Here is a 17,674-nt window from a genome sequence, read left to right as displayed (position 1 = left end):
TTTCTTTGAGCAAGATAAAGGGGGTAGTTATGAAATACAAAACTTATGGTGAGAACGTTTTCAATATTGACGAACAGGCATTTCTGACTGCTTGGCAGAGAGATGATCAGTTTAAATTCGTATATGAGAACTGCACGGTTATCTTTATTCATCAACCAAAAATTAAAAATTTGGTGGATACGCATATTGATTTGCTTTTGATTGTGGCAGTAGAAGATGTGCCAAGGCGTTTCGTCAGATTTGATAACGAACATTATTTTAATAACATTATCATGCCGATACGCTTTATTAGGGATTATACCGATCAGCCAGTACGCATCAGCCATAATGGTGGGGATTTAAGTTTGTTGATGGTAGATGACAAAATGGATATTGAAGTCAACGATATTGTTTCCAATTTGACATTTGCAACAAAACAATATCTTGAATCTGTTTGGGATGTAGAAAAGTTGAGAATTTTCCCGTTGGTGTGGGTAATAGGTCCGAATAAACAATCCTATGATTTTCAAAACGGGAAGGTGATTTATGCCCCTGAGTTTGGCTTTTATGAATGGAAAGCTTGTTTGGCATTCGGTATCCGTGAGCATATTACATCGTTTTGGGGATGGAGAAATATAACAGCGAATAGTCATAAAAACCTGTATCCCAAGATGGATGAGCAAATTGAATCACTACTTAAACAGATTGAAAATGATCAGAAAATTGGTGCATTAACCAAGAAAAAACTGGATCAAATTGCCGAAAATAAACATAAAGACGATAAAGAGTATGAAAAATATCTTAGCCAAAAGAATTCATTGGACGATGGCGAATTTGTATTGGGTGTACAAATTAAGCAGAAAAAATTGGAAAACCGAATTTTGGCATATCCGCAATTGGACAAACATTTGGTGTTGATTAGCGGCAAAGCGGGAAGCGGTAAAACAACGGAACTGATGCTGCTGATGAAAAAAGCGGTTTCAGATAATAAAAGAGTACGGGTGTTTATGTATAACCGTATGTTGAAATATGAATTCGATATAGCGGCGCGAAAATTATGGAAAACGTCTCCCAATCAAATTTTGATCCGCACGATACATCAGCAAATTTATAAAATGACTGCGCATCACACGGCTGGTTTGCGTCTTTGTCAGATCATGGGCATTTCAAGAATTAAACAGTTATGCAGTGACTTGGATAGAAAATTTAACCATATAAACGAGATTGTGGAAAAATATTTTCCAGCCAGTCAAGCGCATATTTTGTCTAAATTAAGCGCGGCGGAACGTGAGATTTATTTGAAATTTTCCAATAGTAAAAATGAACGGGATTGGCATAATGAATGGAAAGGGGAATTGCAAAGACAAAAAGACAAAATTTCGGGATTGGTCGGCAAAGATATTTTTCTGACTGATTATTTCCAAGTTGTGCGTAATTTGATGATGGCAATCAATGAGCCAGATGTTTTATTTGATTATTTGAAAATTGATGAGTTGTCTGATGAAGAATGGCATGAATTGTGGGAAAAACAAGGAGATTATTTGCATGGGAAGTCTAGGCGTGATGCGTTTAAAGAACGTATTAATCGTTCGTTAGGTGGATTTCGCAGTGCATTTGATGTGTTGCTGATTGACGAAGGGCAGGATTTTCATGCCTTAGAGCGGGATTGGATACTTCAATTTTTTGGGCGAGAAAATATTGTTGTCAGCACAGGCGGGCAGGAGCAGCTTGTCCGCCTGACCGAGCCTTGCGATTGGACGGTATGTTCGTCTTATCGTTTTAATCAAGAGCAGCAGAAACTGGAAGTAATACAGACACAAAAAAACAGCGTTTTTGAAATTAAAAAACAGAAAAAAAGTTATCGCTTGAAGCCTGAATTGGTTAATTTGTGCAATTTTATTGCAACGCATTATGAAATTGATTTGGGCTTGGAATGTGAAATGCACAATGGCGATATGGGACGCGTGTTTATAGATTACGGGAACGGATCGGGTGGAATGGGAGAACAATTGCGTGCTGTTGTTCAGGCGTGCAAAGGTGAAGGAGAGAGAAATCAATTGTCACCGTATGAAAGCATGATGTTTTTAATGAACTCGGGAAGCGATGTATTGTTTAATAAAATGAAAGTTTCATCAAAAAGGATGCAGATTAACGAACATGACAATGTGGAAGAATATGAGTCAGACAATATCAATCTGAATTGCAGGCTGCCTGAAATGCTGTCTATGGGTAATGAAGCGTTTTATTGGTATTTTGCAGGCAACCAAGATGAACCGATACACGGGCAATATCGCGGCCTATATTATGAATCCTGCCGTGGTTTGGAGGCGTGGTCAGTGTTTTGTTTGGAAATTGACGCATTCTTTGAAATGAAAAAACAAGAGGAACAGGCGGCGCAATATTTGGCAAACGATCTGTTTTTGGATGAAGAACAACGCAGAACACGTTATGCGGCGCATTGGGTATTGCTGGCATTAACACGGGCGATTGATACCTTGTATATCCATGTAAAAGATTCGGCATCTGAGTTGGGGCAGCTGCTCATAGCATATCAGCAAGCACAAAAACAGACTTAACATTAAAACATCTCCACTGGTGTGGAATTCATATTTTTGTATTTTGTTTCCAATTTACTTTTTTATTTTTTTTTTAGTTGATTGGTATAAAACTTCAAAAAAATCATGCCTACTACCAATACATCTCCCCTCCTTATCCTGTGCGGCGGGCAAAGCAGCCGCATGGGCAGCCCCAAAGCCCTGCTTCCCTACCGCAGCCGCCCGCTCATCGCCCACCAAATCGCCAACGCCGCCCCCCATCGCCCCGTGTGGCTCGCCGCCGACAACCACCGTTATCCCGACACCGCCCCCGCCCGCTACCTGCCCGACCAACTGCCCAACAAACAAGGCGCACTCTCCGCCATCGCCCCCGCGCTCGCCCAAGCCCAAGCCCAAGGCTACGCAGGGCTATACATCCTATCCTGCGACACCCTTATCCCGCCCGAAGCCCTCATCGCCGAGCTCAACGCCGCCGCCGATAGCCCCGTTTTCGCGCAAGGCATCACCGCCCTGCAAGACGGCGACCAACTGCTCCCCCTGCTCGCCCACTGGTCAGCCCAACTCGCAGGCAGCCTGAAAACAGCCGTGGCGCAAGGCAACAAGCGCGTGCAACACTACGTCAAATCCCAGCCGCACCAAACCCTGCCGCTGCCCGCCCCGTGGCGCAACATCGCCCACTTCAACACCCCGCAAGAATACGCCCAAGCCCAACACACCGCCCAACAGCTCAATATCTACGCCGATGCAAAATTTTGACCAGAACACGCGTCTTGCCGCGTACCACGCCCCAGTAGCCCCACCCTCCGCCGATTAAATTGCCCGCACCTATCTTTACCATCACGCCCAACCCCATTGCAGGCAGCCTGAAACCTTTGCAAAACCCCAACGGCTGCCTGAAACCCAAAATGGATCGGCGGCGGCTCGCCGCCAAACAGCGTTTAACAGGCTTTACTGGTTGGAACAATATCAGGGATCCACTTGCGCACCATCGGTTTTAGATTTCAGGCTGCTTCAACTCGGGCACGATGATGGCAGCCTGAAACTCAAAATGGAATGTCAGTAGCTCGCCAACATCGCCACCCGCACACACAGCCCATTCAAAGCACCACGAGGCAATACCACGCCCGTTTACCCTTTTTCAGGCCGCACTACACACCACAAAAGGCAGCCTGAAACCATCCATCCACCCAAAGGAAACCCCATGCCCCTCACCCACCTCACCGAACACGGACACACCCACATGGTAGATGTCTCCGCCAAGCAAACCACCCACCGCACCGCCATCGCCGAAGCCAGCGTTTTCTTCCCGCCCGAAGTCTATGCCCAAATCCAAGCCGCGCACGGGCAAACCGCCAAAGGCACAATAACCGAAATCGCCCGCATCGCAGGCATTATGGCCGCCAAAAACACCGCCGCCATCATCCCGCTGTGCCACCCTATGATGCTGGAACGCTGCCAAATCCACATGGCATACCAAGACCACAACCACAGCCTACACATCCGCGCCGAAGTTGCCGTAACCCACAAAACAGGCGTGGAAATGGAAGCGCTCACCGCCGCCACCGCCGCCGCGCTCACCGTGTACGACATGACCAAAGCCCTCAGCCACGACATCGTTATCAGCAACGTGCAACTGGTGCACAAATCGGGCGGCAAAAGCGATTTCAACCGCCCGGACAGCCCAAAGGCAGCCTGAAACAGCTTTTCAGGCTGCCCTCGCGTTCCGATTATGTTTACAGGTCCTCTATGATTACTCCCCCGCTCGGCATCTACCGCCACTACAAAGGCAACCTTTATCAACTGCTGCACATCGCCCGCCACAGCGAAACCGAAGAGCCGCTTGCCGTGTATCGCGCGTTATACGGCGATTACGGCGTGTGGGTGCGCCCGCTGGCGATGTTTACCGAAAACGTCGTAACGGAGCAGGGCAGCGTGGCGCGGTTTGCGTTGGTGAAGGCGGTGGATTAGGGGCGGTTTAGGCTTTTGCCGCCATGCCCAAAGGCAGCCTGAAACAGAGAATACGGTTTCAGGCTGCCTTTTGTTGGTGGAATGGGCAAAGGCCGGGGCAGAATACTTGGGGCTCGGGTGGCAATGTTCCCCGCGTAGGTACGCCGCGATGCGCGGTGTGGTATGGCAAAAATAAAGATGAGGCAGCCTGAAAGGCAAAATGGAACGGCAACGGCTCGTCGCCAAATGGCGCGGTGGATAAAGCTGTGTTTGTCGGCGAGCCGCCGACGCGCCATAAAGGCAGCCTGAAACAAGCATGGCGAAACCAAAGCGCAAAAAAACAGCCCAAAACCGCATCACACGATTTCAGGCTGCCTTATCCGTCTCAAACTATTTTTTCACCGCCAGCACCACCGCCGAAGCCTTAAACAACGCCGTCGCCGTTTGCCCCACCTGCAAATGTAAGGCTTGCGCGCTGTGCAAGGTAATCCCCGCGCTTACCGCCAAGCCATCGGCATCCAATTCCACCACCGCGTTCACCGTGCCGCGATGGATTTGGCGAATGGTGCCGCTCAGCTGGTTGCGCGCCGAAAACGCATAATCATCCGCATCCGTTGCCAGCAGCACGCTGCCCGCTTTCACCCAAGCCAGCACGCTTTTGCCCACCGCCAAATCCAGCCCTGCCACGCTCTCGCAAGTAATCGCCGCCGCAATTTCTTTGCCGCCGGCCAGCTCAATGATGATTTCGCTGTTTACCGCGCCATTTTTAATACTTTTAACCGTGCCTTCAAATTGATTACGCGCACTTGTTTGCATGATTTTGATTCCTTTGTGTGGTTGAAAAAAGGGTGTATGGTAGCACAAACCCAAAGCAGCCTGAAAACGGGTTTTCCATTTTCAGGCTGCCTTAATCCTTGGCGTTACAGCTTGTTCAGCTTCAACCACGCTTCAATATCCTGCGGCGACATCTCGCCTTTTTCTTCCTTGTCCAGCTTGTTGATTTGCTTGCCGCCGCTGTATTTTGCCAACACGGGCGTGCCCAGCAAGCCATATTGCTGTTTAAACGCCGCCCACGCGGCTTTGTCTTGCTGCAAGAAATGCACGTTCACAAAATAGAGCTTGCCGCGCAGCTGATGCGCCTTGATGTAACGCTTGAAAATCGGCTCAAACGCGCTGCAATCGCTGCAACTGGGCCGCCCGATGTAGGCATAAAACGTGTCGCCTCGGGCAACTTTGGCTTTGAAACTTTCCACCGTTAAGCTGTCCAGCTCAAAATACATATCGGTGTATTGCTTTTCCAGCTCGGTCGTGCGCTGGGCGGAGAGCTTGACCGCCATTTCTTTTTCGGCCAGTTTGGCGTTGAGCTGTTTGATTTCATCGGCTTGGCTGTTGCCTTGCTGGGCGTTTTGTTGCGCGCAGGCGGTTAAAAGCAGCGCGAGGCTGGCGGCGAATAAGGCGGGTTTTGTTTTCATGGTGAACTCCTTTTCGTTAGAAAACGCAAAAATTATGGGGCTGTACTAGATAAGCAGTCATGTTAGACTGCAAAAATGAAGATAACCCATTGTAAACTAAAAAAGAGTATACGAAAAAAGTTGCTCCAATTTTTTGTACTTGAAGTAACCGCCCGTTCGGCTGCTGATTTGTTGGGCATTCACCCCAATTCAGCAGCACTGTTCTACCGCAAAATCCGCGAAGTCATCAGCTACTATCTTTCATTGGAAGCCAATACAGTTTTTGATGGTACGGTTGAGCTAGATGAGAGTTACTTCGGCGGACATCGCAAAGGCAAACGCGGACGCGGAGCAGCAGGAAAAGTAGCTGTCTTTGGTATTCTTAAGCGTGGTGGTAAAGTTTATACCGTAGTAGTGAAGAATGCCAAAAGAGAAACCTTAATGCCTGTTATCACAAAGAAAATCATGCCTGATAGTATTGTTTATACCGATTGTTTGAGCAGCTATGATGTGTTGGATGTAAGTGGTTTTACCCACCACCGTATTAACCACAGCAAACTGTTTGCTGACAAACAAAACCACATCAACGGCATTGAAAATTTTTGGAATCAGGCGAAACGTGTTCTGCGTAAATACAATGGAATTGACCGTAAATCTTTCCCATTATTCTTGAAAGAATGCGAGTTTCGTTTTAACTTTGGCACACCGTCTGAACAGCTTAAAGTGCTGCGCAGATGGTGTGGTATTTAGGGCTTATCTAGTACAGCCCCAAAATTATACGCTTTTGGGCAGCCTGAAAGTTGTGTTAAGTCATGCGCTTGGCTTTTCAGGCTGCCTTTTATGAGCGCGCATGAAAAAACACGTTTGGCGCGGAGCAAAACGTGTTTTTCCGTTTTCAGGCTGCCTCTGCCGCGCGTTCGGGCAGCTGCGCCAGAATGCTGCTGCTGGCTTGGACGCTGTCGCCAATGGCCACGGTGGGGACGCTGCCCGGCGGTAAATACACGTCCACGCGCCCGCCAAAACGGGCAAAGCCGATGCGTTCGCCGCGCACAAGGCTGCCCGTTTGCGCGTGGCAATCGCCGTAGTTTTGCACTAGGGTAACGGCTTGCTGCTGGCTGGTTTGCAGGCGCAAGATGTGGCGTTTGCCGCTTGGCTGCACTTGCACGCTGCCGTGTATTGGGCTGCGGATGGCGTAGGCGCGGAAAAAATGGGTGCGGATGCTGATTTTCAGCGCGTCTTGCTCGGCGTAGGGATTGTGCGCGTTTTCCACCAAAATCACGCGCCCATCGGCGGGAGAGAGCAAGGCGTTAGCATCCATCGGTATATTGCGCACGCGGTCGCGGAACAGATGCGCACTCGCCAGCGTGGCAAGCAGCAGCCACAGCGCGAGCTTGGGGCTGTTGGTGGCGCAGAAAAAGGCAATCAGCGTGAGCGCGGCAAGCGTGGCGATGATGCGCCAGCCTTCGCGGGCAACAACGGGATGGGGGTAGAAGCGGTTCATTTTCAGGCTGCCTTTATTTGTTTGATGGGAAAGGGGATTTTATGTTGCTTGGGCGGGGGTGTAAATGGTTTCAGGATGCCTTTTAGGGTAAGGGCAGCCTGAAAGGTGGGACAAGCCAATCTCTGCTTGCCTGCCGTTGCAAACCGCTGTTTACCGTTTCTCCAACGCCGCCTGCCAGCGTTCCAGCTCGCGCAAATCTTCGGCTTCGTCGGCGGCCAGTTTGGCAGCTTTGCGTGCCTGGTTAAACAGCGCGTATTGTTCTTGGGCGAACAGCTCCATTTGGCGGTGCGTGCGGCCGCCTTTGTCTTGCAATACGGGGAAACCGTTGAAACCAATCAGACTATCCACATTGCCGCGCCAGAAATCCAGCGTCAGGTCTTGGCGGTTTTTCACGCGCAGTTCTGCGCTTTCGAGGAAAATCATCACCAAGCGGTTGAGCGTGTCCAATTCGTCGGCAGAGAGATAGTTTTTCGCCACCACGATATCGCCTTTGCGCACCACTTTTCCTTTCCACGCCGTCAAACCCATATTCGGCAGCGCGGCATTGGCGCGGGCGCAGACCAGTTCCGCCGCCGTTTGTCGGGTAACGGCGAAAATCAGCTTGTTTTGCGTTTCGGCAAAAAACATCTGCGCCGCTTTGTCGGTTTTGTCGTAGTCGCTGGATAGGGCGAACAAATCGCGCACTTTCTGATAAAACCGTGCTTCGCTGGCACGGATTTCGCGGATTTCCGCCAGCAGTTCGTCAAAATAGTCCAAACGCCCCTGCGGATTTTTCAGCCGTTCTTTGTCCAGCAAAAAACCTTTGTCCAAATAGGTGCGAAGCTGCGTATTCGCCCAACGGCGGAACTGCACCCCGCGCGGGCTGCGGACGCGGAAACCGACTGCCAGAATCATATCCAGCGCGTAATGCTTGACCTGATACTGCTTGCCGTCTTGGGCAGTTATTAAGAAATCCTTAATAACTGAAACCTCGTTCAACTCTTTGTCTTCCAATATGTTTTTAATATGCGTAGCGATATTGGGCACAGAGGTGGCAAAAAGTTCGGCAAGCTGGTTTTGCGTAAGCCAGGCTTCGCCGTCGGACACCAGCAGGGAAACATGGCTTTGGCCGTCGTCGGTGTTGTAGATGATGAGATTGTCCATAGGGATTCCGTTTGCGGCAGCCTGAAAGTAGGGACGGTTTCAGGCTGCTTGGGGTTGTGGGGTTGCCGATGGTATTTTAGCCGTATCCCGGTGGCGAGGCAGCCTGAAAACAGGGAGGCCGTCTGAAAAACAAAAAACACCGTCATTCCCGCGCAGGCGGGAATCTTGTTTGGGGTTTGGAGGGCGTTTATTTATACGTTACCGCAGCCGAACCAAGATTCCCGCCTGCGCGGGAATCTTGTTTGGGGTTTGGAGGGCGTTTATTTATACGTTACCGCAGCCGAACCAAGATTCCCGCCTGCGCGGGAATGACGGTGGCGGGTGGTTTGGGGTGGGGTAAAGGTTTCAGGCTGCATTGGGAAAGGCAGCCTGAAAATGGGGAGGCCGTCTGAAAATTCAGTTTCAGACAGCCTTTTTGTAGATTGGGTTGTAAACCCAACAAATTTTGTGGGTTTTAAGGAATCGTTGGGTCTTGACCCGACCTACGCTTGCTTTCAATAATTTTTGCTAGCTTCTCTTGCCATTCGTCTCTATTGAAATTTCCTTTTGCTAATTGTATTTCTCTTACTTGTTTTTGATATTCAGGAAGAGTAACACTTGGAATTTGTTTCATTTTATTAAAATAATGTGGGGAGTTTAAAATTTCTTCAAATTCTTCTTGTGCTTCTTTTAATAAATTTTCGATGCCTAGGCTAGTAACACTAACTAATTCAGCAAAGCATTGAATAAATATTTCATTCTGATAAAAATATATTTTTATATTTTCCTTATCTTCAATTACTATTTTTCCTGTATTGCTATTGTTGTATATGCTTAAAATATGAGAGCCATGTGATAAGTCTTTATGTGAAAAGTGTTTGTCTCTGACTAATTTTACACAGTTAAATATCTCCAAAATGAAGTTTTGATTTTCAATTTCCGTATTTTTTAATAATTTTATATTTAGTCTTGAGAAATTTTTACCATCTTGAAAAAAAGAGCAATATATATTTAAACACCCTGCTAAAATCATTTCTTTCGCATCATCAGATAGATTATTTTTGCGAATAGATAATAATCCATCTGTTATTTGAATTAATTGTGTTTTTATTTCTAAATAAGAAGATATTTTAGTTTGATAAGATTTTATTTTTTTACAATCTTCTTCTTTAAATATATTATCTTTATAGCTTGGTAAAAGTTTATGCTTTGCTACAAAATTTACGCCTTCTTCATCTATCTGGCATTCGAAATCTATCGGATCAAATCCTTGTTTCTTTATTTCACATATAAATGCTTGGAGTTTTTGTAATGCATCGAGTTGATTGGTTTCTTTTAAAAAATGTATCAATTCATTTAACTCCATAAAATTTTCTTTCATTTTACATTCCTAAATAATAGTTTGGCATTTACATTAAAATAAAGCAGCCTGAAACGTTAATTTTCAGGCTGCCTTGTATATTCAAAGCTCCACAAGGGGCATCATATCTAACAGTATCTTAGGCAACAAGCCATCATACGCCGCAAGGCTGATAGCCCCTTACTTTTAATGAGTTAGGGGCTTTTATCATGGAAAAAACCAACACACGAGCAAGAAACAGCGCAAGAAGATACAGAAACAGAGACACAAGCAGCGTAGTAGAAATTGACCTGCAAATCATTGTTGACAAATACAACAAGCAAATAGAGCTGTTAGAAAAGCAACTAGCCAAAAACCCAGCAGAATTATCAGTATGGTCAACATACTACTTAGAAAAAGAAATCACATTTTTGCTAGATCTACTAGTTAGTCAAAGCCTAATGGACAACCATCATTTCAAACAAATAGAAACGTTAAAAAACAAAGTAGACGAGATTGAAGCTGAGAGAGAAAAACGAAAGGTAATTAACCTATGAACATCGATCTATCCGTCCAAATCAAACGCAACGCCGAAAGCCAAAATTACCAGCTAAACATGCTGGTCATCAACCCATGCAACACAGGCGCAATGGAAACAAACATTTGTCAAACACTCGCCGAAGTCTGCGAAAGAGTAGCCCAATTTGAAGCCAAACATTTAAGCGTATTTGAAAACACGATTGACTACACCAAAACCGACTGGCGCGAGCTAGCAAGACAAAACCAAGCAAAAAAGAAAACAGGGGCAAGCAAATGAATACCTGCCAAATCACCCAAAACGAACAAGGTACATTTGATTTATACATCAACGGTCAATTCGTCCGCAGCTACACCCGCAAAGCCGATGCCAAACGCGGTTTTTCACGCCTAGAAAAGCAAGCGGCGAGCGGTTGCGACGACGTGGCGGCAAGCAGCCGTCAGGCGATTGCAGACACGGCGGCGCAAAGCGCCCCCGCTAGTAACACGGGGGGACAAAACGGCGCAGCTTGTGAAACGGCGGACAAAAGCAGCAAAGCCCAAAAACCCACCCTACACGCCCACAGCACTAAAACCAGTCAATTCGTCATGGTAAACGGCAAACTCAAAGAAATTCCACTACGTCAAGGCAACGCAACTGCAGCCCACATAGACACACTCACATTTACCTTTACCCAAGACGTATTAGTTGAACCCGACCTACCCATAGACGGCCAACACCCCGAAAACATCCGCCAGCTTGCCGAAAAACTCTCCGAACTCATGCACACCCTAATGGGCTTCGGCATCTACCAACAAAAAAACGGCATCAACGGCTACAAATACAGCTTTCTAATGGGTACGGAAACAGCCAAATACGGCGTTATCGCCTTTGGCGGTCTCAACCAAAAAGATAGCATCATGATACACCTATACGGCGACGGCTTAACCGCAGCCCAAGACGGCTGGGAAAACCGCCTATATAGCTGGCTAGAAGTATTCGCCCCCTTTGCCAAAATCACCCGCATAGACTTAGCCCACGACTTCATCAACGGCGAATTCACCCCCGACCAAGCCAAAACCGCATGGGAAAGCGGTGGCTTTGACAACAAAGGACAACGCCCAAGAGCAAGGCTACACGGCTACGACTGGCTAGACGACAAACGCACAGGCAAAACCTTTTACGTAGGCACACCCAACAGCAGCCGTATGGTACGCGTTTACGACAAAGGCTGCGAACAAGGCGACAACAGCAGCCCATGGGTACGCTTTGAATTACAGCTCCGTAACCGCGATTACATCATCCCACACGATATTTTAATCAGCGCAGGTAGCTACCTAACCGCCGCCTATCCCATCTGCCAAGACCTATTCAGTCGGTTTCGCGAACAACTCAAAAAAGCCGAGCGCATCAAAAAAACCGAAATGATTAACCTAGAACACGTTTTAAAGTACGCAAGCCAAGCCTGCAGCCCCTGTATTAACGCACTGGAACGGTTTGGCTTTGACGACGAAGAAATCAAAGTTTTGTTGAAAGGGGGCAAAACCAAACTACCCAAACGCCTAGGCGCAGACAAACACGACTGCCGCCAAGCCAACGTCCAATACATCCACCAAATGAAAACCATCGCCAACCAGCATAACAGCGAAGTCAAAAACTACATGAACGAAATAAGCGAAAGAGAACGGCAAGCCAAATTCCATCAACGAATGGACAAGCTCGCCCAAGAAGCCAAGCTATTCCGAATGCAGCAAGCCTTTGACAACAGCTGGCAAGCAGCATGGTACGACCAACTTTAACCAACCGCCAAGAAAGGGCAAAAAATGAAAAAGCAAACCAAGCATGAAAAGTTTGTAAAAGCAATCAAAGAAGCCGAAAAGCGCGCAAAGCAGTTTATTGAGCATTGCGAAGCCAAAGGTTTAGAGCCGATTGATATTTTTATTCTTTTGGCAGAACAGCAAAAGAACAAAAATGAAAACAAACAACAATCCCGCGTCTATGAAAAAACCGATAGCCAAGAAGCTAACGGCTGGCAACGAATGGAAGTTCGTTTCGGCGCAAGAAAAAACAAACGCAAAAAAGCAAAGTAAAGAATAACCAATCAACCTTTTTTTAACCAAGACGGAAACCGCAATGGTTGCCGCAAAATCTGAAAGGCAAAAACCATGAAAGCACAACTTCGTAAAGTCAAATGGAACAAAGGCACAGTAGAAGGTTCAGGACAAGAATACGACTACACTCGCGTTTACGTAGAAATCCCCGTTTACGAGCAACAGCAAAAAGAATTCGGCGTAGACGTCTTAGAGCTGGAATACGGCACCGAAGCCGACCACATCAAATTAGCCCACCTACGCGGCAAACTCCCCTGTCAAGTAGAAGTGGAATTCATGCCCGTTAAAAAAGGCAACGGCATGATAAACCTAGTAACCAAGCTAGAAGTGCTGGGTCAAGCAGGACAAACCACATCCAGCAGCCAAGACAAAGCCAAAGGCTAAACAACCCAAAACCTTGCCGCGTGTCGGGCGGTCGCGCGGAACAAAAGCCCCTAACCGCCCACAAATACTCGAAAGGCAAAACCATGTATCACTTCCTAATCCTGTTCATGTTGATGCACTAACCCCTTTCCCGACGACTCTACCGCAGCCGACAAGTAGAGAAGTCTATTTAAACCCGTCGGCATGGAGCTTCAAAAATGAAAGCACTTCAAACACTCAAAAAAATCGGCGCGTCCGTAAACCAAAAAGCCACCGCAGCCGTTGTAGCAACAACAGCATTCATTGCCACCAACAGCTATGCTGGCGCAATGGCAGACGCAGTTAAAGCCGAAACAGCCGACGTTAAAACCGACTTGTATGCAGTTGGTGCAATCGTAATTGGCTTCGCCGTTGTAGGTGCAGTTGTTGGCATGACGATTAGCATGATTCGCCGTCGTTAATTTCTAAAAGGGGAAGGCTATGGGCTACCGAGTAGGAGGTCAATGCTTCGCCACTTCGGAGGAAGCGTCCGATTATCAAATGTCAATGGTCGTCCCCACCATAACCGCGGATGGCAGTTTAAAAATGCCCGTGTATCAAAACAAACAATGGTATTACGGCTCACAAAAAATAGCTCTAACCCATCCATACTGCGACCCAATCCAACCACTCAAAGACGGCATAGAAGTAGGCATATACCTATCCGCCCTTTTTGCCATCGCATTCATCATCAAACTCATCATCAGCATCATCAATTCAGCCCAAACTCAACAAAATACACAAGACTAAGCGAGAAAAACCATGCCCGACATCACAAAAAAGCCCGGAGAAATGGAATTTATAGGCGGCAATGGCGGCAAAGCAGCCATGTTTAAATCTGTCAAACAAGAATTAGCAGGCGACGACGGCAAAAGCGGTGCGCAATCCGACCTATGGATAATCGGCGCGATTGTTGTTGGCTTATATCTCGTCATGCTGATTGTCGCAATCATTGTTCGGATGCTGAAAAAAGGCGCAAACCAGCCCACAAAAGAAGATGAGCCAGATGAAAACGAAGACGCGAAAAGCGAAGATGGAGAAGAGCTGTTTTATGAAGATTTGGATTTAGAAGAATTAGAAAGAAAACAACAATTAGAAAGAAAAGAATATTTATCAGGATTAAGCGAAGAAGAGAAACAAGAACTTCGGCGACAAATAGAAGAAGAATTAGATTATCTGTATGAACTGCCAGATGATTGGGCTGATCGTGATAGCAGAGAATATGAAGAAGTGGATAACAGAATAAATGAATTGGCATCTCAACGCAGAGAGTTAATGAGCGAAGAAGAATTGGAACAAGAATTAGAACAAGTGGAAAAAGAATATAGAGAAACGTATTGGCGAGAAGATTTAGAAGTAATTGTCAAAGAGCTTGAAGACGAAGAAGAACAAGACAGCGAAGACAAACCCGATGCGCAACACGACAAAGACGAGCCGAACGAAAAAGAGAGTTAAATCATGTACGACGCAATCATGTTTGTAATCGGTGTTATCTGCACCGTTCCGATATGGCTGTTGTTCATCAGATAAAAGCATCCATTCAAGCCACCGTATCCAAACCAAAGGAAACCAAATGAACCCCAAGCTACTGCTAGTTATCGCCCTAATCGCCAGCCTAATGTTGGCAAAGCCTGCGCTGGCGGCAGCGGATGGTGGACATATTAAGGCTAGAGAGTATAACGGAACAATGTATTATCTAACTGCTCCACCTGAAGGCGTTGATCCGTTAGATGATGCTCGCCCGTCTAACGATCAGTTACGCAAATATTATGCGAGTTGTTATCGTCATGATTCTCCTTTTGGTGCTAATGGTTCAAGGATATTAAGACCTGGCGAAACTTCACTTTGGTACGGCTGGTACTGTCCTTCAAACAAACCCAATCCCAAACCAACTCCAACCCCCGACGATCCCAACAAAACCCCAAATCCCACCCCCAATCCCCAACCTAACCCCAACAATCCCAAAGGCTGCGGAAGCATGGTAAACGGTAAATGGGTGGAAGTCCCATGCGACTTTGATAAAAAGCCCAACCCCGTCCAACCGAGCGATCCTACCAAACCTACACCGCCCGACGATCCCAAAATTCCAACCGTCCCCACCGTTCCCACGCCAACAGTACCTAGCAACCTAGATCCCGAGCTACTAAAACAGCTAAGGCAAGCATTAGAAGCCCTAAGCAAAGCCTATCAAAGCAAATTTAATTCTTTAAGGGATGAAGCGATTGGCATTAAAAAAAGACTTGCGAATAATTTAAATGACTGTGTAAGAATGTATCAAGGCAAAGTTTATACAGAATGTGCAGAAAGTGCCATAAAGAGTGCACAAAAGAAATTGGAGGAAGTGCAAAAGGAAATTGATATTACCCAAGCCCAAATGCAAAAAGACTTCGCCGAGCTGGCGAAACAAATCGCATCCGTCCCCAACGTGTCAGGCATCAGTATCAACATTCCCAGCGGTTCAAGTACAGGCAGCATCAGCATCAACGGTGGCGGCAATGGCGACGGCAGCAACGGCAACGGCGGCGGTGACGGCACAGGTGGCAGCGGAGGCGGTGGTAATGGCGGCGGAGGCACCACCAACATTTACAATAATGTCGTCAACCACAATACCACCATTAACAACAACGGCGGAAGTGGTGGCGGTTCAGGTGGTGGAACAGGCATAGGCGGCAACGGCTCGCAACAAGGCGGCAAAGACTATTCCAATGCACTAAAAGAGATTAACAACTCACTCAACAATATTGAAAAGCAGCTTAGCAAAGGAAGTAATGACAAAGGCAATAACGATAAGGGTAACGACGGCAAAGGAAACGATGCCAACGACGGTAAAGGCGACAAAGGCAACCCCGACGGCAAACCGGACGGCAATCCCGATGGCGATGAAAAAGGCGAAACCCTAAGCGAATACTGCAAAAACAACCCTAATGCCCTAGCGTGTGTCAAATTGGGCGATAAGGAAGAGATAGACAAAGCCATAGCCGAAAGCAAAGGCAAGGACAAAGACGGTCGCCCTTTTGGTATGGGTGAACATGAAATAGGCATTCCACAAATCAGTCGCAGTCATGACTTCGTAGAAAGCGGCGTATGCCCAGCTCCTAAACAAGTGATGATATTAGGCGCGATGCAAGAATTCAGTTATCAGCCCATGTGCGACTTTGCTAGCAAAATCCGCCCAGTCGTGATTGTGAGCGCGATACTGTTAGCTTTCTTTATCGTCCAAGCGTCTATTTCCAGAGCTTAAAAAGGAAAAACCATGCCAGCAGCATTACTCCCGCTGTTAAGCAGATTGCTAACTACCTTAATCGGGCAAATCTTTATCGCCCTAGGCATCTCCGCCATAACCTACAAAGGTGTTGAGAATCTGCAAGCCTATTTCGTGCGCGTGATACAAGACGAAATGGGGCGTTTCCCCTCCGAAGCCCTACAACTCTTTTACATGGCAGGCGGAGGTGTTGCCCTCAACTGGATATTCGGCGCGGTGGCATTCGCGTTCACATTCACCGCGACAACCAAAATCGGCAGCGTATTGAAAAGCAAATAGCGGTAAGTGAGAGCAATAGCAGCAAAAGGCAGCCTGAAACCATTTCAGGCTGCCTAAACAATCACAAACAGCAATAAAACAGGGGCAAACATGATTAGTTTAATAACAGGCTTACCGGGCAGCGGCAAAACCTCGTTGATGGTGCACATGCTGATGACGCGCGACGATTTAAAAAATCGTCCGCTCTATGTGGATGGCATCCCAGAACTCAAAATACCCACCCAGCCCATTCCTGACGGCGAAGATATGACTACATGGTACAAATGGGCACCCACCGGCGCAGTCCTCGTGATTGACGAAGCCCAGCGCGTATTCCGCCCCCGCCCAGCAGGTTCAAAAGTGCCCGACTACGTCCAAGAGCTGGAAACCCACCGGCACAAAGGCATAGACTTTTTTATCCTAACCCAACATCCCCGCCTGATTGACGTCAATCTTCGCTCTCTTATCGGCGAACACAGAAACATCAGCAATACCATGCTCGGCATCAAACGCATCAGCTACTGGCAAAAATGCGCCAATCCCGAAAGCAGAGCCGACGTCGCCGAAGCCAAAAACAGCATCTTCTTCACCAAAAAAGATGCCTTCGGCATGTACAAATCCGCCGAAGAACACAACAAAGTCAAAGGCAAATTGAGCGCAGTCATTTGGATATTTCCAATAGTGGTCGGCATCCTAGCCTACCTAGGCTATTTCCAGAACCAGCGCTGGAAACAACGCATGGGCGAAACCGCCCAACAAGTCCAAACCGCAGAACAAAGCAACCCAAACAACGAAGCAAGCAACCCAACAGGCATCTACAAAGACGAAGCCCCACCACCCTCCGCCACCCAACCATTAAGCGCATCCGACTACGTCCCCACCGTAGAAAACCAACCGTGGAGCGCGCCCTTATACGACGGCTTAAACCGCAACATCCAAACCATGCCCTATCCCGTCGCTTGCATCAAATCAACCAACACTTGTAACTGCTACACCGACCAAGCGACAAAGATTAAAGGCATCAGCGCGGAGCAGTGCATAGACTGGGCGGAAAACGGCATTTATAACCCCTATATCCAATCCGAATATGCCAACAATGGCAACAGCCCAACTAACGCGCCCAGAGCCGAAAGAAGCCCAAACGAAAGCCCAGCCGTGTTAGAGCTGGGCGGGAAACCGCTGCCGAGTTTGGATCACACCGGCGAAGGATCGGTGGCGGTGATTCAGTAG

At 47.4% G+C, this 17,674-nt stretch carries 23 protein-coding genes; 17 read left to right on the top strand and 6 right to left on the bottom strand.

All coding sequences use genetic code 11. The features are described from left to right. The first annotated feature begins 29 nt into the window (after positions 1–29). The 5 genes from H3L93_RS08900 to H3L93_RS08880 all read left to right on the top strand — a co-directional run bounded on the left by H3L93_RS08900 (position 30) and on the right by H3L93_RS08880 (position 4,502). Entirely contained in the window at positions 30–2,555 is a 2,526-nt protein-coding gene (locus H3L93_RS08900; RefSeq protein ID WP_182077684.1) for a hypothetical protein, read from the top strand. A gap of 105 nt (positions 2,556–2,660) precedes the next feature. Then, a complete protein-coding gene (mobA, locus tag H3L93_RS08895) occupies positions 2,661–3,290 on the top strand; it encodes a molybdenum cofactor guanylyltransferase (protein WP_081446076.1) in 630 nt (209 codons plus the stop codon). Between the two features lie 59 nt (positions 3,291–3,349). Beyond that, a complete protein-coding gene (locus H3L93_RS08890; protein WP_003793948.1) occupies positions 3,350–3,532 on the top strand; it encodes a hypothetical protein in 183 nt (60 codons plus the stop codon). A gap of 203 nt (positions 3,533–3,735) precedes the next feature. Continuing rightward, on the top strand, positions 3,736–4,230 hold the full coding sequence (gene moaC, locus H3L93_RS08885) for a cyclic pyranopterin monophosphate synthase MoaC (RefSeq protein ID WP_003793951.1): 495 nt from the start codon (positions 3,736–3,738) through the stop codon (positions 4,228–4,230). A gap of 50 nt (positions 4,231–4,280) precedes the next feature. Beyond that, positions 4,281–4,502 (top strand): DUF1653 domain-containing protein, encoded by a 222-nt coding sequence (locus tag H3L93_RS08880; protein ID WP_003793953.1) that lies wholly within the window; start codon positions 4,281–4,283, stop codon positions 4,500–4,502. On the opposite strand, the gene H3L93_RS08875 is transcribed toward H3L93_RS08880, so the two are convergent. The 3 genes from H3L93_RS08875 to H3L93_RS08865 form a co-directional block, all read right to left on the bottom strand. Further along, positions 4,499–4,777, bottom strand: coding sequence for a hypothetical protein (locus H3L93_RS08875; RefSeq protein ID WP_155802947.1), 279 nt, complete (start codon positions 4,775–4,777; stop codon positions 4,499–4,501). The genes H3L93_RS08880 and H3L93_RS08875 overlap by 4 nt on opposite strands. A 94-nt stretch (positions 4,778–4,871) precedes the next feature. After that, the gene (locus H3L93_RS08870; RefSeq protein ID WP_003793955.1) at positions 4,872–5,297 is read right to left on the bottom strand and encodes a TOBE domain-containing protein; all 426 of its coding nucleotides are present in this window, start codon (positions 5,295–5,297) and stop codon (positions 4,872–4,874) included. 104 nt (positions 5,298–5,401) lie between these two features. Then, the gene (locus H3L93_RS08865) at positions 5,402–5,953 is read right to left on the bottom strand and encodes a thioredoxin family protein (protein WP_003793957.1); all 552 of its coding nucleotides are present in this window, start codon (positions 5,951–5,953) and stop codon (positions 5,402–5,404) included. Between the two features lie 75 nt (positions 5,954–6,028). On the opposite strand from H3L93_RS08865, the gene H3L93_RS08860 reads away from it, so the two are divergent. After that, complete coding sequence (locus H3L93_RS08860) at positions 6,029–6,682, top strand: IS1595 family transposase (RefSeq protein WP_003793959.1); 654 nt, start codon at positions 6,029–6,031, stop codon at positions 6,680–6,682. 145 nt (positions 6,683–6,827) lie between these two features. Here the strand turns inward: H3L93_RS08860 and H3L93_RS08855 are convergent, their stop codons facing one another. The 3 genes from H3L93_RS08855 to H3L93_RS08845 form a co-directional block, all read right to left on the bottom strand. Next, on the bottom strand, positions 6,828–7,433 hold the full coding sequence (locus H3L93_RS08855) for a phosphatidylserine decarboxylase (protein ID WP_003793961.1): 606 nt from the start codon (positions 7,431–7,433) through the stop codon (positions 6,828–6,830). A 150-nt stretch (positions 7,434–7,583) separates the two neighbouring features. Then, entirely contained in the window at positions 7,584–8,576 is a 993-nt protein-coding gene (locus H3L93_RS08850) for a virulence RhuM family protein (RefSeq protein ID WP_003793963.1), read from the bottom strand. Between the two features lie 454 nt (positions 8,577–9,030). Next, on the bottom strand, positions 9,031–9,936 hold the full coding sequence (locus H3L93_RS08845; RefSeq protein ID WP_003793968.1) for a hypothetical protein: 906 nt from the start codon (positions 9,934–9,936) through the stop codon (positions 9,031–9,033). 188 nt (positions 9,937–10,124) lie between these two features. On the opposite strand from H3L93_RS08845, the gene H3L93_RS08840 reads away from it, so the two are divergent. The 11 genes from H3L93_RS08840 (at position 10,125) to H3L93_RS08790 (ending at position 17,674) form a co-directional block, all read left to right on the top strand. Continuing rightward, positions 10,125–10,451, top strand: a complete 327-nt coding sequence (locus H3L93_RS08840) for a hypothetical protein (RefSeq protein ID WP_003793970.1) — start codon at positions 10,125–10,127, stop codon at positions 10,449–10,451. Further along, the gene (locus H3L93_RS08835) at positions 10,448–10,711 is read left to right on the top strand and encodes a hypothetical protein (protein WP_003793971.1); all 264 of its coding nucleotides are present in this window, start codon (positions 10,448–10,450) and stop codon (positions 10,709–10,711) included. The genes H3L93_RS08840 and H3L93_RS08835 overlap by 4 nt, the downstream gene beginning before the upstream one ends. After that, positions 10,708–12,210, top strand: coding sequence for a replication initiation factor domain-containing protein (locus tag H3L93_RS08830; protein WP_182077683.1), 1,503 nt, complete (start codon positions 10,708–10,710; stop codon positions 12,208–12,210). Before H3L93_RS08835 ends, H3L93_RS08830 begins: the two co-directional genes overlap by 4 nt. Before the next feature lie 24 nt (positions 12,211–12,234). Continuing rightward, positions 12,235–12,501 (top strand): hypothetical protein, encoded by a 267-nt coding sequence (locus tag H3L93_RS08825; RefSeq protein ID WP_003793977.1) that lies wholly within the window; start codon positions 12,235–12,237, stop codon positions 12,499–12,501. Between the two features lie 75 nt (positions 12,502–12,576). Beyond that, positions 12,577–12,906, top strand: coding sequence for a hypothetical protein (locus tag H3L93_RS08820; protein ID WP_003793978.1), 330 nt, complete (start codon positions 12,577–12,579; stop codon positions 12,904–12,906). 197 nt (positions 12,907–13,103) lie between these two features. After that, positions 13,104–13,346 carry a hypothetical protein gene (locus H3L93_RS08815; protein ID WP_003793981.1) on the top strand — a complete coding sequence of 81 codons (243 nt, stop codon included), beginning with the start codon at positions 13,104–13,106 and terminating at the stop codon, positions 13,344–13,346. Between the two features lie 19 nt (positions 13,347–13,365). Beyond that, entirely contained in the window at positions 13,366–13,674 is a 309-nt protein-coding gene (locus tag H3L93_RS08810; protein ID WP_003793982.1) for a hypothetical protein, read from the top strand. 12 nt (positions 13,675–13,686) lie between these two features. After that, on the top strand, positions 13,687–14,379 hold the full coding sequence (locus H3L93_RS08805; RefSeq protein WP_003793984.1) for a hypothetical protein: 693 nt from the start codon (positions 13,687–13,689) through the stop codon (positions 14,377–14,379). A gap of 118 nt (positions 14,380–14,497) precedes the next feature. Beyond that, on the top strand, positions 14,498–16,165 hold the full coding sequence (locus tag H3L93_RS08800; RefSeq protein ID WP_155802949.1) for a virulence factor TspB C-terminal domain-related protein: 1,668 nt from the start codon (positions 14,498–14,500) through the stop codon (positions 16,163–16,165). A 12-nt stretch (positions 16,166–16,177) separates the two neighbouring features. Next, positions 16,178–16,465: a DUF2523 family protein gene (locus tag H3L93_RS08795; protein ID WP_003793989.1), complete on the top strand. Its 288-nt coding sequence runs from the start codon at positions 16,178–16,180 to the stop codon at positions 16,463–16,465. Positions 16,466–16,555: 90 nt separating this feature from the next. Beyond that, complete coding sequence (locus tag H3L93_RS08790) at positions 16,556–17,674, top strand: zonular occludens toxin family protein (RefSeq protein WP_003793990.1); 1,119 nt, start codon at positions 16,556–16,558, stop codon at positions 17,672–17,674.

It is taken from the genome of Kingella oralis (assembly GCF_014054985.1).
GTDB lineage: Bacteria > Pseudomonadota > Gammaproteobacteria > Burkholderiales > Neisseriaceae > Kingella_B > Kingella_B oralis.
This window is presented reverse-complemented; position numbering and strand designations above follow the sequence as displayed.

What these genes read in the sequence shown, in the direction of transcription:
- H3L93_RS08900 (WP_182077684.1), top strand. Translation starts at nt 30, where the DNA reads ATGAAATACAAAACTTATGGTGAGAACGTTTTCAATATTGACGAACAG.
- H3L93_RS08825 (WP_003793977.1), top strand. Translation starts at nt 12,235, where the DNA reads ATGAAAAAGCAAACCAAGCATGAAAAGTTTGTAAAAGCAATCAAAGAA.
- H3L93_RS08855 (WP_003793961.1), bottom strand. Translation starts at nt 7,433, where the DNA reads ATGAACCGCTTCTACCCCCATCCCGTTGTTGCCCGCGAAGGCTGGCGC.
- H3L93_RS08840 (WP_003793970.1), top strand. Translation starts at nt 10,125, where the DNA reads ATGGAAAAAACCAACACACGAGCAAGAAACAGCGCAAGAAGATACAGA.
- H3L93_RS08845 (WP_003793968.1), bottom strand. Translation starts at nt 9,936, where the DNA reads ATGAAAGAAAATTTTATGGAGTTAAATGAATTGATACATTTTTTAAAA.
- H3L93_RS08865 (WP_003793957.1), bottom strand. Translation starts at nt 5,953, where the DNA reads ATGAAAACAAAACCCGCCTTATTCGCCGCCAGCCTCGCGCTGCTTTTA.
- H3L93_RS08850 (WP_003793963.1), bottom strand. Translation starts at nt 8,576, where the DNA reads ATGGACAATCTCATCATCTACAACACCGACGACGGCCAAAGCCATGTT.
- H3L93_RS08790 (WP_003793990.1), top strand. Translation starts at nt 16,556, where the DNA reads ATGATTAGTTTAATAACAGGCTTACCGGGCAGCGGCAAAACCTCGTTG.
- H3L93_RS08805 (WP_003793984.1), top strand. Translation starts at nt 13,687, where the DNA reads ATGCCCGACATCACAAAAAAGCCCGGAGAAATGGAATTTATAGGCGGC.
- H3L93_RS08815 (WP_003793981.1), top strand. Translation starts at nt 13,104, where the DNA reads ATGAAAGCACTTCAAACACTCAAAAAAATCGGCGCGTCCGTAAACCAA.
- H3L93_RS08875 (WP_155802947.1), bottom strand. Translation starts at nt 4,777, where the DNA reads ATGGCGCGTCGGCGGCTCGCCGACAAACACAGCTTTATCCACCGCGCC.
- H3L93_RS08800 (WP_155802949.1), top strand. Translation starts at nt 14,498, where the DNA reads ATGAACCCCAAGCTACTGCTAGTTATCGCCCTAATCGCCAGCCTAATG.
- H3L93_RS08870 (WP_003793955.1), bottom strand. Translation starts at nt 5,297, where the DNA reads ATGCAAACAAGTGCGCGTAATCAATTTGAAGGCACGGTTAAAAGTATT.
- mobA (WP_081446076.1), top strand. Translation starts at nt 2,661, where the DNA reads ATGCCTACTACCAATACATCTCCCCTCCTTATCCTGTGCGGCGGGCAA.
- H3L93_RS08830 (WP_182077683.1), top strand. Translation starts at nt 10,708, where the DNA reads ATGAATACCTGCCAAATCACCCAAAACGAACAAGGTACATTTGATTTA.
- H3L93_RS08835 (WP_003793971.1), top strand. Translation starts at nt 10,448, where the DNA reads ATGAACATCGATCTATCCGTCCAAATCAAACGCAACGCCGAAAGCCAA.
- H3L93_RS08795 (WP_003793989.1), top strand. Translation starts at nt 16,178, where the DNA reads ATGCCAGCAGCATTACTCCCGCTGTTAAGCAGATTGCTAACTACCTTA.
- moaC (WP_003793951.1), top strand. Translation starts at nt 3,736, where the DNA reads ATGCCCCTCACCCACCTCACCGAACACGGACACACCCACATGGTAGAT.
- H3L93_RS08860 (WP_003793959.1), top strand. Translation starts at nt 6,029, where the DNA reads ATGAAGATAACCCATTGTAAACTAAAAAAGAGTATACGAAAAAAGTTG.
- H3L93_RS08880 (WP_003793953.1), top strand. Translation starts at nt 4,281, where the DNA reads ATGATTACTCCCCCGCTCGGCATCTACCGCCACTACAAAGGCAACCTT.
- H3L93_RS08820 (WP_003793978.1), top strand. Translation starts at nt 12,577, where the DNA reads ATGAAAGCACAACTTCGTAAAGTCAAATGGAACAAAGGCACAGTAGAA.
- H3L93_RS08810 (WP_003793982.1), top strand. Translation starts at nt 13,366, where the DNA reads ATGGGCTACCGAGTAGGAGGTCAATGCTTCGCCACTTCGGAGGAAGCG.